This is a genomic window from Mesorhizobium sp. RCAM 05104 (assembly GCF_059683645.1).
In genome coordinates this window covers 379,304-392,663 of sequence record NZ_CM185033.1, presented here as the reverse complement: position 1 = coordinate 392,663, position 13,360 = coordinate 379,304, and the positions used below count along the sequence as shown (strand labels likewise).

At 61.9% G+C, this 13,360-nt stretch carries 12 protein-coding genes; 3 read left to right on the top strand and 9 right to left on the bottom strand.

The features are described 5' to 3' along the window. Positions 1–30 precede the first annotated feature (30 nt). Together glf and AC56QP_RS02180 are read right to left on the bottom strand one after the other, a co-directional pair. The gene (gene glf, locus AC56QP_RS02185; RefSeq protein WP_489861129.1) at positions 31–1,209 is read right to left on the bottom strand and encodes a UDP-galactopyranose mutase; all 1,179 of its coding nucleotides are present in this window, start codon (positions 1,207–1,209) and stop codon (positions 31–33) included. 22 nt (positions 1,210–1,231) lie between these two features. Continuing rightward, positions 1,232–2,128, bottom strand: coding sequence for a hypothetical protein (locus AC56QP_RS02180; RefSeq protein ID WP_256750995.1), 897 nt, complete (start codon positions 2,126–2,128; stop codon positions 1,232–1,234). Positions 2,129–2,373: 245 nt separating this feature from the next. Between AC56QP_RS02180 and AC56QP_RS02175 the strand changes: the two genes are divergently transcribed. Beyond that, entirely contained in the window at positions 2,374–3,351 is a 978-nt protein-coding gene (locus AC56QP_RS02175; protein ID WP_489861131.1) for a hypothetical protein, read from the top strand. 39 nt (positions 3,352–3,390) lie between these two features. Here the strand turns inward: AC56QP_RS02175 and AC56QP_RS02170 are convergent, their stop codons facing one another. From AC56QP_RS02170 to AC56QP_RS02145, 6 genes are all read right to left on the bottom strand, one after another. Further along, positions 3,391–6,351, bottom strand: coding sequence for a caspase family protein (locus AC56QP_RS02170; protein WP_489861132.1), 2,961 nt, complete (start codon positions 6,349–6,351; stop codon positions 3,391–3,393). 125 nt (positions 6,352–6,476) lie between these two features. Then, positions 6,477–7,238 carry an MBL fold metallo-hydrolase gene (locus tag AC56QP_RS02165; RefSeq protein WP_489861133.1) on the bottom strand — a complete coding sequence of 254 codons (762 nt, stop codon included), beginning with the start codon at positions 7,236–7,238 and terminating at the stop codon, positions 6,477–6,479. Positions 7,239–7,240: 2 nt separating this feature from the next. Continuing rightward, positions 7,241–8,305, bottom strand: coding sequence for an ABC transporter ATP-binding protein (locus tag AC56QP_RS02160; protein WP_489861134.1), 1,065 nt, complete (start codon positions 8,303–8,305; stop codon positions 7,241–7,243). Continuing rightward, positions 8,302–9,084 (bottom strand): ABC transporter permease, encoded by a 783-nt coding sequence (locus tag AC56QP_RS02155; protein WP_489861135.1) that lies wholly within the window; start codon positions 9,082–9,084, stop codon positions 8,302–8,304. The genes AC56QP_RS02160 and AC56QP_RS02155 overlap by 4 nt, the downstream gene beginning before the upstream one ends. A gap of 1 nt (position 9,085) precedes the next feature. Further along, entirely contained in the window at positions 9,086–9,952 is an 867-nt protein-coding gene (locus AC56QP_RS02150; RefSeq protein WP_489861136.1) for an ABC transporter permease, read from the bottom strand. 13 nt (positions 9,953–9,965) lie between these two features. Next, entirely contained in the window at positions 9,966–11,051 is a 1,086-nt protein-coding gene (locus tag AC56QP_RS02145) for a polyamine ABC transporter substrate-binding protein (protein WP_489861137.1), read from the bottom strand. A 91-nt stretch (positions 11,052–11,142) separates the two neighbouring features. Here AC56QP_RS02145 and AC56QP_RS02140 point away from each other — a divergent pair, with 91 nt between their 5' ends. Both AC56QP_RS02140 and AC56QP_RS02135 read left to right on the top strand, forming a co-directional pair. Beyond that, a complete protein-coding gene (locus AC56QP_RS02140) occupies positions 11,143–11,757 on the top strand; it encodes a TetR/AcrR family transcriptional regulator (protein WP_489861138.1) in 615 nt (204 codons plus the stop codon). 123 nt (positions 11,758–11,880) lie between these two features. After that, the gene (locus AC56QP_RS02135; RefSeq protein WP_489861139.1) at positions 11,881–12,447 is read left to right on the top strand and encodes a DUF2569 family protein; all 567 of its coding nucleotides are present in this window, start codon (positions 11,881–11,883) and stop codon (positions 12,445–12,447) included. 208 nt (positions 12,448–12,655) lie between these two features. Here the strand turns inward: AC56QP_RS02135 and AC56QP_RS02130 are convergent, their stop codons facing one another. Next, positions 12,656–13,261, bottom strand: a complete 606-nt coding sequence (locus AC56QP_RS02130; protein ID WP_489861140.1) for a cupin domain-containing protein — start codon at positions 13,259–13,261, stop codon at positions 12,656–12,658. Positions 13,262–13,360 lie beyond the last annotated feature (99 nt).

Below are 13,360 nucleotides of genomic sequence, written 5' to 3'. Positions count from 1 at the left end.
AGGCCTTCCGCGCGTTCCAGGATCAGTCGCTCACGCCGAGCGTGAAAGGGAATTACCCGCGAAATGGGGTTCAAAGACGGTTTCGAAGGCCTTGAGGGCCGCGGCGATCGCCTGGTGCATGTCGAGATAGCGGTACGTGCCCAGCCTGCCGCCGAGATGCAGCGTTTTCTCGTTGGCGGCCCGGTCGAGGTAACGGCGGTAGATCGCCTGATCGTTGCGTGTGTCGATCGGATAGTAGGGCTCGTCGGCGCGGCGCGCGAAACGGGAGTACTCGCGGCCGATGAGTGTCTTGTCGGTCTTGTGCTGGCGTTCCGGGTTGAAATGCCGGTATTCGACCACGCGGGTATAGGGCACGGCCTCGTCGGCATAGTTCATGATCGCCGTGCCCTGATAGTCCGGCGTGTTCATGACCTCGAGGTCGATGTCGATGGTCCGCCAGCCAAGCTCGCCCTCGCAATAGTCGAAATAACGGTCGATCGGACCGGTATAGACGACCGGCAGGTCCTTTGGCAGCAAGGCCTTGATGTCAAAGAAGTCGATGCCGAGCCGCGTTTCGATGAGCTCGTGCGCGAGCATTTTTTCGAAGATCGCCGTGTAGCCATCCAGAGGCTGGCCCTGGAAACGGTCATTGAAATAGCCGTCCTCGAATGTGTAGCGGACCGGCAGGCGGGCGATGATCTGCGCCGGCAATTCGCGCGGGTCGGTCTGCCACTGCTTGGCGGTATATCCCTTGATGAAGGCCTCGTAGAGCGGACGCCCGACGAGGGAGATCGCCTTCTCCTCGAGATTGGCGGGCGGGCGGTCGCCGAGTTCCGCCGCCTGCTCGGTGATCATGCCGCGCGCCTCGTCCGGGCTCAGCCGCTTGCCGAAGAACTGGCAGATCGTGGCCAGGTTGATCGGCAGCGGATAGACCTTGTCGCGATAGGTCGAAAACGCGCGATGGCGATAGGCCGTGAAGCCGGTGAAGCCGCGCAGATAATTCCAGACCTCTTCGTTGGATGTGTGGAACAGATGCGGCCCGTAGCGGTGGATCTCGACGCCGGTGGCGGGATCCTGTTCGGTGTAGGCATTGCCGCCGATGTGTCGGCGCCGGTCGATCACCAGCACGCGCCGGCCGAGTTGCGTGGCGATGCGCTCGGCGAGCGTCGCGCCATAAAAGCCCGCGCCGACAATGAGAATGTCGGCTTCGCTGAGCTGGTTCTTGTCCATTCCCGGATCTGCCGACTTATGGTTAGAGTTTGATCTGAGACAGTTCGACCGCCTTGGAATACTGCCTGCGCAGCAGGTGCCAAAGTCGCCTTTTCCACTTGTGCAGCTGACGAAAGGCTCTTCGGCCCAGAACATAGTCAGCCACCATGCGCAAGCCGATAATCGGCCGCGATCGCCAACGCCTGCCTTTGAGATCAACGGCCTCGTAAGACAGGGGAAAGAACTCGCCAAATCCATATCGCAACCCGAGTTGGCGGAGTTCCGACTCCGCCGTGTGGCCGGACCCGAGCATCGTGGTAGCCAAGTGAACTCCAACTGGCCGCGTATGGCGGACAGGTAAGGCGTCGAATACGGCTGATGTTCCAAGGTTTCGTACGGCAAGCCGCGTCCACAAGGAGTCGAGACCGAAACCGCCCATGGAGTGTTCGAAAAGCGGTAGCATCTTGGCCACGATGTCGGACCTTATGCAGGGAGCCATGACCTCGATCTTGTCGATCAGGCGAAATTCGAAACTCTTGCAGCGAAGAAACGGCAGGTGGGTGTAATAGCTATCCAGCGTCAGTGCTGGCTGGCCGACGTGCAGGTCGAACCGGCGCATATTGACGAACAAAGCTTCGATGGTCGCCCGGTCGGCCTCGATATCGTCGTCCGGGAACCAGATATATCGGTAGTGATCTAGCAGTTCGGGCCGCTCTGCGAACAGAGCGTGTATGCCGTCCCATTTTCCGCCCTTGTAATCGACACGGTTTTCACAAGGCAGACGAAACGCTGACGGATCGCTGCCGTAGTAGCTGACTATCAAATCGAATTCACAGCGAGGATCGTCCGCCCCCCATCCGCGATGAAGAGAGTTGTCATCGGCCCTGACGACGACGAGATTGCGAGCTGCATTCGTCAAAGGTCTGCTTTCGACAGTCATGCTTGGTCCGGAGTTGTGCGTCGTGGCGAGCCCCTACACCAAAGCTGGATGAATGCGAAGGGCCACTATGCGGGAGACTTGTTCCCGGCATGACTGGACGGGATGTCCTGGCAGTACTATTAGGGCGTCGAGACGGTACATCTCGACCCACTTCATTATAGAACTCCAAGCGATAGGCTCGAAGCCTGCCATGCCGATGGCTGCTGCAGCGATGAACTATCACGCTGTCATTGTGACAGTTGCCGATGATCAAGATGCGCCAGTTAGATGCGCCGCTAATACGAGACGAGCATTCCATGAAGCTGATTGTTGTCACCCCAGCCGGCCGCGAGAAATATCTTCGCTTGCTTAGCCACCATGTTCTGAAGAGCCCCGAAGTGCATGAATGGCACCTCTGGGACAATTGTCGCAACGAAGCCGATCGGGCTTACCTGGAACGACTGGCCGCTTCCGATCCACGCTGCAGGATCAAAAAACTTCCACATGCCGATGGTGGGTTCAATGTCATCGGCGATTTCTATCGTTTCTGCGACGATGCCGAAGCTTTCTATCTGCGCCTTGATGACGATGTGGTTTTTGTCGAGGACGGCTTCTTTCAAAAGTTCATGGCAAGGGTCATGGCTGAAAGAGGATCGGCGATTTGGTACGCGCCGTTGATCATCAACAACGCCATCTGCAATTCACTGATCAAGCAGCTTTCCCGGGTTCTGGTGGACGGCCCGCTCACCTGTCAGGCCTCGTGCGAATTCTCCTGGGCCCATGCCAGCTTCCCGCAGGCGCTTCATCCGGTCTTCATCGAAGCGGTCCGGACCAACCGGCTTGATGACTTCCGCGTGCCGGACCGGGAGATCAGGCTATCGCGATTTTCGATCAACGCCCTCGGGTTTTTCGGATCAGACATTGTCAGTCTGGGGGAACGCTTTCACCCGCCGTCAGGCGATGAGGAAGAGTGGCTGTCGGCAACGCTGCCGATGAAACTGGATCGGCCGGGCAAGATTTTTGGCGACCTGATCGTTGCGCATTTCAGCTTCTATCCGCAGGAACGCCAATTGCTGCGTACCAATATTCTCGACGGCTACTATGGGCTCACCGGCCTGGCTCCGCCAATCTACGAGAAACCTCCGATCCGCTTGAGAGACAGGTTTAAGCAGTGGAGAAGAGGCCGGAAGGCATCGACACCACCGCGCTACACGATCTCACTTCCGGCAGCCACTACGGGCTGACGCCGGGCTTCGGCCCGGTTCCTCTGACCAACCTGCGGCTCACTGCGCTACCACCTCCAGGTTGGCATTGCCGTAGAACGTGTAGGCAAGGTAGGTCGGGTCGCCGGTTTCATAGAAGCGCTTGCGCACACCTTGAAGGACGTCGGCCAGGTAAACCGGTCCATCCTTGAGTCGGGCGCTGATGCCGCCGTAGAAATCGCTCGAGAAGGCGGCCGCGGCGCGGTCGGTCAGCGGCCACATGCCGCCGATGAAGCCGGACGCGCCGCCAGCCAGCACCGCAGGCCCCCAGCCCTGGACGAAGCCGCCGAGCATCTGCGACTTGCCCGTGTCGCAGGCATTGAAGAAATAGAAGGGATTGCCCTTGCCATGCGCGGCCGCGACCAGCGCGCGCCACGTGTCGGGATCGAGCGACTGGTCGACGAGATCGATGGCAAAGACCGGCCGGCCGCTGCTTGGCTGATTGACCTCGCCGTGGCCGGAAAAATGGATGAAGCCGGTCGAGACCTCGCCGACCAACCTTTCGAAAGAGACGAAATCACCATCGAAGCGGCGGTAGCCGGCGAGCTTGCTCAGCGCGTCGATCTCGACCTCCTGGAACGGCAGCGACTGCTTGTCGACATAGGAGGGCGCGACGGCCGCGACGCCGGTGAACGCCATCCGGTCAAGCGGATTGTCGACCTGCGAGGATGTGCTGCGCGGTGCCCAACGCGCCAGCCGGTAGCTCATGCCAAGGAAGCCGTCGCGGGTGGCTCCGTCGCTACTTTGCGGGCGGATCAGCTCCCACGGCAGAGTGGGGCTGTTCGAGGTGATCTGGATCGAATGCAGTTCGTCCTTGTCGCGCAGCGACCAGAACACATCCTTGAACGCCTCGGGCACATAATCCCGGTAGAGCGCGTCGCCAAAACCTTCGGCGGCCAGCGTGACAAAGCGTTTCTGCGCTTCCGGATCGCTGTTTGCGGCAGGCTGCTGGAGCGACACCGCGCCGCGCAGGTTCATGCCGAGCTGCAACAGGCGGCGGTATTCGGAGTCCAGCCATGTCGCCATCTGCGGTGGCGTCGAGAAGGTATCGGTCACTGGGCCAGCCAGGTGCGGCGAATGGATGATGATCTGGCCCGGACCCAATCCGCTTGGGTCGTCATAAAGAATGGTGACATCGAGATCGGCCACTGCGTCGGAGGCTGCTGCGTCGAGCTGCACAGTGCCTGTCACCGCCTGCTGCGGCGGCGCGGAGGCCAGCGTCAGCGGCGCGGCAGTGCGGTTGGCTGTGGCACCTTGGGCGCTGGCTTCAACGGACGCTGTTCGACGAACAATGACGGGTCTCGATGCCGATCCCAGGAACCGTCCGGCGCTGTAGATACGGGCGATGAACTGGCCGGGCTTGCTGTCTTTCACTATCGGCCGCGCCTTGAGGTCGAAGCGGACAAAGTCGCTGTCGCCTTCGCGGTAGAGCGTCGTCCGCCGGCTCCATTTGCCGCCATCGGCAAGGTCAAAGCCGGAAGCGAAGAGATCAATGTCGATTGGCCATTGTTCGGCCCCGGCCGGCATTGCCATGGCCAAGGCGCCGTCGGCCGTCACCGACGAGCCCGGAGCGGCCTTCACCTTCACCTCCGGCGTCAATTGCTCTTCGGTCAGCGCGATCGAAACGGTCACCGTCTCGCCGGCAACGACGTCGTCGGGCGCATCGATGGTGGGGTGGCGCACGACCTCGATCGCATTGTTGTCGACGGCTGGGGAAATCGCGCCGGGAGGCGCCTCCAACGGCGCGTCGGCCGCCACATCGGGCAACACGGAAGGTGGCTCAGCGGCCGGTGGTGGGCCGGGCTCCGTGCCGCCGGCGTCGCCGTCCTTCGGATAGCTGTCGCCAAGATTGTTCTGCGCCGCGGCCGCGGCCTTGGCGGCGTCTTCCTGATATCTCCTTTGCTCTTCGTACTGTCGTCGAGCCTGTTCCTCATATTGCTGGCGCTGCAATTCCTGGCGTTTGTATTCCTCGTATTGCGCTGCCTCATCGGTGCCGTTGCCGGTCATGGCGTCGGCGGGATTGCCGGAGCCCGGCGCCACATCCATCGGAGGCGGCTCCCGGCCGCTGCCATCGAAGCTGCCATAGTCACTGCCGCCAGTGCCCCAGCCGGCACTCCCGGAATCGTAGCCGCCGCCGCTCGCCATCGGTGGCACCGGCGTGGGTTCGGGCGCGGCCGCTTCCGGCGGTGCTTCGACGGGCGCCGGCAGCGCTTCGGTCGGCGCCGGTGCGGCAGAGGCCGGCACATCCGCCATCAACACGAAATTTCTGTCTGCCGATGGGCCATATGCCACCCACGGCCACTGCGCACCGGATGTCTTGTCCGCGACGGTCTGCGCGGCCGAGGCGAGCACTGTGCCGATGTCCACGCCCCGCCTGGTTAGCGCAGCCGTGAGCGCATCGGCAAACACCGTGACCGGTCCGGTTTCGTTCAACGCAACGCTTCCCGGCTTGGCGGAGTATGCGACAATGGCATTGGACTTCGGACCAACAGCCGCCAGTCCTTGCATCACGCCCGGGGTGGGGTTGTATCCGTCGCCGGGATCATCCAGCAAAACCACTTTCAATGTCGGTGTGGCCTCGAGCGCCTGCGTGAACAGATCGAGAGGCAATGCCGTCTGGTCTACCGCTTCCTTGGAATCGGTCCGTGTGCCGCGCGTCAGCAGATAGTTCCTGTCATTGGCTTGGGCCGTATGGCCGACATAGTAGAAGATGCCGACGGCATCGGGCGCGGCGAGCGACTTGGCGAAATCATACATGGCACGCGCCACGTCGGCGCGATCGCCGTCCGTCACTTGCCGGACGGTGAAGCCAAGCGACCGCAGGCAAGTCGCGACGAGCTCGGCGCTCATCTCGGCGTTGGCGATGGCCGGCGCATTGTCGTAGGTCGGGCTGGCGACGACGAGCGCGAAGCGCTCCTCGCCGCGGGCGACGGAGAAGAGCGCCATGGTCATCAGCAGCACGGCCGCCAGAAGTAGGCGCATGACCTTGATCCAAGCCCCACAGGCCGCGGCGGTCATGCCTCGACTTGCCCCAAATTCATCAACGGTCTCGTAATTGACGATATCATGACGAGGTCGGCGGCGACAGGACGCTTATTAGCTGCCCCTTACCGGCTCTGCCGCAGGTGGCAGCCGACCTGCCGTTTTTGCGCCAGATACTCGTCGACGAGCTGGCGATAGCGCACCTTGCCGAAACTCGGAAAATGGCCGCCATGCACGACCGAGACATTGAGGTCGCGCATGCCGAGCAATGTCGCGACGTAGTCAGAGATATCCGAGTGATAGACGTCGTCGATCAGCGGGCCTTCATAGATGATGTCGCCAGAGAGCAGGATGCCGGTCTTCTTCTCGTAGAGCGCGATGCCGCCGGGCGAATGGCCGGGCGTGTGGATCACCTCGAAGGCACGGTCGCCGAGATCGACGACGTCGCCATGCTCGAGAAGCCGGCCGGCGGGCGCCGGCAGAATCCGGTAGCGCCCGGTATCCCAGCCTTGCGGCAATCGATCGAACATGTCGTCGTTCGCATAGCGGTCGGCAACGGTCCATTCGTTGCGCGGATCGGCGAGGATTTCGGCCTCGGCGCGATGCACGCAGCGGTCGCGAAATTCGTGATGGCAGCCGATATGGTCGAAATGGGTGTGGCTGGCGATGCAGGTGAGCTTTCGCTCGCTCACCAGCGTCACGTGTCGTCTGAGACTGAAATGACCGAGGCCGGTGTCGAAGAGAAGATCGCGATCTCGGCCGCGCACATGCCACATGTTGCAGCGGAAGAACGGCTTGATCCACGGCTCGTGGATCAGCGTCACGCCGTCAGCCATGCGGATGGTCTCGTACCAGTCTGGAGCGTCGATGACCGGAAGCGTGCCCATGTTCAATCCGTCAGCAGGATGATCTCATCGGTATCGCACGAAACCGCGACCGTGTCGCCCGGCTGGACGGTGGCTGTCGCGGGCAGCCTGGCGATGAACTGCAGCGAGGGGTCTTCGACGGAAACCGCGAGCACGCGCTTGAAGCTGCCCTGGAAGACGACGTCGCTCACCCTGGCCGTCCCCAGCTTTGCAGTGCCGGTGGTCGCGCCGAGGACGAGATGCTCCGGCCGGATGGCCAGCCCAACGGCCGAACCCACCGCCAACGCGCTGGGCAGTGACACTTGTCCAACCGCCGTCGCGACAGCGCTTGTCCTGTTCTTGGCCTCCGTGACTGTGCCTGGAAGAATCGTGCTTTCGCCCATGAAGGTCGCGGAAAAACGCGTCGCCGGCCGCGCATAAACGCGCTCGGGCGGTCCTTCATCCTCGATGCGCCCATCGTTCATCACCACGCAGTGGTCGGCCAGCGCCATCGCCTCTTCCTGGTCGTGGGTGACATGGATGAAAGCGGTACCGACGCGCTTCTGGATGGCTTTCAACTCGTCCTGCATTTGCCGGCGCAGCTTGAGGTCGAGTGCGCCGAGCGGCTCGTCGAGCAAAAGCACCGCCGGCTCGATGACCAGCGCACGCGCCAGCGCCACGCGCTGCCTCTGGCCGCCGGAAAGCTGGTGCGGCTTCTTGTCGAAGGCGGCGGCGAGGCCAACCAGGGCCAGCGTCTCGCGCGCCCGTGCGGCGCGTGTGGTTGCGTCCACGCCCTGCATGCGCAAGCCGAAGCCGACATTGCTGCCGACGCTCATATGCGGAAACAGCGCATAGTCCTGGAACACCGTCGTCGTTGGCCGCTTTGCCGGCGGCACCGATGTGCAGTCCTCGCCGCGGATAAACACCTTGCCTTCGCTCGGGGTGACGAAGCCGCCCAGAATGGACAGCAGCGTCGTCTTGCCGGACCCGGATGGCCCGAGCAGGATCGTGTAGCTGCCGGGCTCGATCTGCAGCGAGACGTTCCTCAGCACCGTCTGGTGGCCGAAGCGATGCGAGACGGAGCTGATGTCGACCAGGGGGGCGGTCATGCTTTTCTCCTGCGCAGCAATGTCAGTTCAAACAGCACGACGAGAATGATGGAGACGGCAAAGACGAGAGAGCCGACCGCATTGGTCTTGGGGTTGAGGCCGGAACGCAGCAGGTTCCAGATTTCCACCGGCAGCGTTGTGTCGAAGCGGGTCAACAGGAACGAAATCACGAACTCGTCCCAGGAGAACGTCATCGACAGGAAGAAGCCGGCGAAAATGGCCGGCGCCATGACAGGCACGGTGATCAGCAGCAGCACCTTCCATTCCGGCGCGCCGAGGTCGCGCGCGGCGCGTTCGATGTTGATCTGGTGGTCGCCCATCTGGCTGTAGATGATGGCGAAACACAGCGGCAGGTTGATCACGACATGGCCGATCCCTGCGGCAAGCAGCGACTTCGGCACGCCGGCCCAGTTGAACAGCACCAAAAGCCCCATGCCGATGATGAGGTAGCTGACCGTCAACGGCAACGTGATCAGGCCACGCAGCAGGCCCGAGCCAGGCAGGAGAAAGCGCGCAAAGCCCCAGGCCGAGAGGAAGCCGAGCGTGACGGCGGCAAGCGACGAGATCGACGCCACCAGCAGCGAATTGACCAGCGCCGAAGTCAGTCGCGGGTCTGAGAGAACGGCGTCGTACCAGCGCAGCGACGGGCCGGTGAAGGGCGGGATCGGAAACGACGTCGCCTGCAGCGAGAACAGCACCAGCACGACCACCGGCAGGAAGATGAAGCCGTAGACGGCAAGCGCATAGAGCCAGGAAGCGACGCGGACGATCTGGCGCATTTCAGGCCCGCTCGATCTTGAGCCAGCGGGCGCAGGCGAGGTAGGCGATGGTGACCACCGCCATCAGGATGATCGACAGCGCCGACGCCAGCGGAAAGTCGCCGCGCCGGCCTATCTGCATCATCACCAGTTGCGGCATCAGCAGCTCGTTGTTGCCGCCGAGGATCTGCGGCGTGATGTAGTCGCCGATGCACAGCACGAAGGTGAGGAAGGCGCCGACCATGATGCCGGGCAAGGTCAGCGGCAGCACCACATGCAGGAAGGTTCGCACCGGCCCGGCGCCGAGATCGGCGGCGGCCTTGCGGTAGCTCGGGCTCAACTGCTTCAGGTTGGCGAAGATCGTCAGCGTCAGAAGCATGACGAAGAAATGCACGAAGCCGGTGACGGTGGCGAAACGCGTATTGGCGAGTTGCACGGGTTCGTTGAACAGGCCGGAGCCGGTCAGGACCCGGTTGATGACGCCATTCTGCGCCAGCACCAGCAGCCAGGAGTAGGAGCGTACGACATAAGAGGTCCAGAACGGCAGCACGGCCAGCATCAGCGCCAGCCGTTGCCAGCGTTCCGGCACCTGTTCGGCGAGGATCCAGGCGAAGGGATAGGCGAGCAGCACCGAGACAACGGTGACGATCGCCGTCACCTGCAGCGAGTTCACCATCGCCTGCCAATAGGAGGGGTTGGTGAAGAACTGGCTGTAGTTCGTCAGCGTGAAGCCGCCGCCCTCATGCGCCGTGAGGCTGGAAAACCCCATGGCGATGAAGGGCAGGACGAAGAACAGCAGCGTCCAGCCGAGCGCCGGCGTGACCAGCGCCCAGGGCAGGGCACGGCCCGCCCGGGGCAGGGCACGCCCGTTGTTTCCAGCTATGCTCATCAGCGGCAGTCGCTCACTTCGCCTGCAGCATTTCAGTCCACATGTCCTGCATCTTCTTGTCGAGATCGGCATTCGGCGCCGGATAGGCCTGGGCGCGGGCGAGGAAGCCCGGCTGCTCGTCGAAACGCAGGATCTTCTTCTGGTCGTCGGTCAGCGCCGCCTTGGTGTTGGCGGGCATGCCCCAGTAGCAGGACGAGGTGGCAAGCCGCGCCTGGCCTTCCGGGCTCATGATGTATTGGATGAATTTCAGCGCCATGTCCTTGTTCTTGGAATCCTTGAACATGGCCAGCGACTGCGACCACAGCACGGCGCCTTCTTTGGGAATGGAGAAGTCCAGCGCCGGGTTCTCCTTGGCCAGGCCCGCCGTCACCCACTCACCGCCACCGACCAGGATGTCGACTTCGCCGGTGGCCAGCGCTGTCTGGCTGGCGGTCACTTCGCCGACCAGCTTGGCATTGGCCTTCATCTTGAGAAGTTCGGCCTTGATGGCGGGCAGGTCGGCTTCGGTGAGATCGGCCGTCTTCTTGCCGATGGCCAGCGCGGCCATGCCAATGACCGGCAGGTAATAGTCGTAGATGGCGACCTTGCCCTTGTACTTGTCGCCGGTGAGCGCGGCCATCGACTGCATGTCGGCCGGGTCGACCTTGGTCTTGTTGTAGCCGATCGTGTTGTAGCCGAATTTTTCGGTGATGCCGTAGCGCTTGCCGCCGACCACGGTGGAACCGTCCATCTTCACCTGCGGAAACAGGTCGGCGACGGGCAATTTGTCTTCCGGCAGCGGCTCGAACAGGCCTTTCTCGACACCGCGCGGCACGTCGATGCTATCGATCACCATCACGTCCCAGTCGCCGGGCTGCGACTGCTCGACGATGGCGAGGCCTGCGCCGGTGCCTTCGAATTCCTTGACGTTGACCTTGACGTTATTGGCCTCCTCGAAAGGCTGCAGCAGCGCCGGATCGGAGTGGTCGCACCAGATCAGCGCGTTGAGATCGGCGGCCTGGGCGCCCGTCGCGAGCAGAAGTGCCGTGGCGGCGCACGCGGCGTGCAGATGGCTCTTCAGGATGGAAAGCGGATTCCTGGATGCGGATTTCATGGACATCAAGTGTTCTCCCTTGCCTTTGTGGCTTCTTGCAAAAAATTGAACCAATTCTAAAATTGAGTCAATTCTGTTTTTATGGCAAGAGGCTGATATGAGCGGATTGCGGGCAAGGCAAAAGGCGGACCGGCACCGCCGCATCATCGAGGCGGCGGCGGAGCTTTTTCGCGAGGCGGGCTATGAAGGCGCCAAGATCGAGGCGATCGCCGCCCAGGCCGAGGTCTCGGTCGGCACGATCTACAATTACTACGAGAACAAGGGCGACATCCTCGGCGCCATCGTCTCGCTGGAGGTCAATGAGGTGCTCAACGCCGGCCGCGGCGTCGTTGCCAACCCGCCGGCCAATGTCGGCGACGCGCTGGATACGCTGCTCGGCATCTATATCGAGCACTCGCTGCATTATCTCAGCAAGGAGATGTGGCGGCAGGCGATGGCGATCTCGACGCAACTGCCCGACGGCCCGTTCGGCCAGGCCTACACCGCGCTCGACCGCTCGTTGACCGAACAGATCCGCGCGCTGATCGCCCGCCTGCAGGCGCTCGGCCTTGTGAAGCAGGATATCGACGGACAGGCGCTCGGCGAACTGATCTTCAACAACATGAACATGATGTTCATCGAGTTCGTGAAACGTGACGAGGCAAGGATACCGGAACTGCGCGCGGCGATACGCCGGCAGAACCGGATCCTGGTGGCGGCGATCGGGGTGTGAGGGAGTCAGGAGAAGACAGGAGAAATCGTCGCTTCGGCATCAAACGTCGTTTCACACGAGGTTCACCTCTTGAGTTGAGTTTGAAATCTGATACAACTTAGAGGGGCATAATTGGGGGGGTAAATGGGAACGTTTTCAATCTGGCATTGGGCGATACTGCTGCTGTTGATCGGCGTGCCTGTCTTTTTTGCCGTTCGATCAGCCGCGAAGCCGTCACAGAATCCTGAGGCTCTTGTGGGCTTCGGCGGCTGGCTGATGTTGCTGGCGATCGGTCAGGCATTGTCACCGCTGCGCACACTCGCCGAACTGGGCAATTCAGCCGATGGCTACCAGCAACTTATGACCCTCTCAAATGGGCCGCTGGCTGTGTATGGCGAGGTCGCTCTCAACCTGGCATTTCTGGTGCTTCAGTTGGTTGTGCTCGTTGCGATGTTCAGGCGAAGCCATCGATTTCCGCAGTTGTTTCTGTGCCAGTGGCTTGCGATCCCTGTCGTGTTTATCCTGGATACGATCTGGATTTCGACCACCCTTGGCGTCCCGGTGAATCAGGTGCTGGCAGGCGATGCGCTGGTGGCTCCCATAGCCTCGTTCGTGGTGACCGGCATCTGGGCCGCCTATGTCTACAAGTCGGTCAGGGTGAGGAACACGTTCGACAGGGCGAGCGCATCTGGACAAGTCGCGAGCGCCTGAAAGAGGCGTCCGCGGTCCAAATATTCGCATAAGAGCTGCCCTTCCAGAGAGATGGGTGACAATTCATTCCGGATAGACAGGTTACACTTTCGGCCCTTTGGAAGGAGAGCAAGGTGCCTTGGAAGGAGTGTAACGTCATGGACGAGCGACTGAAGTTCGTCGCCCGGCTGCTGGACGGCGAGGCGCGGGCCTCCCTGTGACATCGACCTCAGGCAGGCGGAAGGCCTGCCAAAGCGAGGATTTCGGGCGCCGGCGTAACACGGGCGTGCGGCCTGCAGAAGGCCGGGTCGATCGCCTGATAGCCAAGCAGATTGGCGAGCGGTGCCAGGATAGCGAGCGCCACCCGCTGAATCGCCGGTGGAGGCTGGGTGAAGACGATCACGTCGGCAAATTCTCTGGCGATGACTGCCGCCTGAAGCAGGAAGGGTCTGCCTTTTTTATCCACCTGGCCAGCATTGGCGAGGCCGAAGAGCATGCCGATCAGCAGCTCGAACCGGTTCGGATCAATGTGGTCCGCGCCGGGCGCTCGTTCGATTTCGATCAGGACGTGCGCCTCGTCGGTTTTGCTGCTGTTCCACCAATCGTGCACCACTCCTGCCTCCACCGTTGCGGATTGGCCGGGTCCCAGAGAAAATGTCTTCCCGGCGATGGAGGCATCGAGCCGGCCGCTGAAGACGGTAAACCGCTCAATCATGTTCGGATGGAAGTGCTCGCCAACGACCGCAGCGCCCGGCCGAGCGGTCAAATGAACAATGCCAGGTCCTTGGTCGCGGTCTTCGGTGCCACGCAGGATCACGGCGAATTCACCGGTCACCTTGTTCTCGTAGACATCTCCACAGCGTGACATGGATCATCTCGTATTTCAGAATATCGGCACGTCAAAGTCCAGAGATCTTAGTGGCTGCAGCGTTTT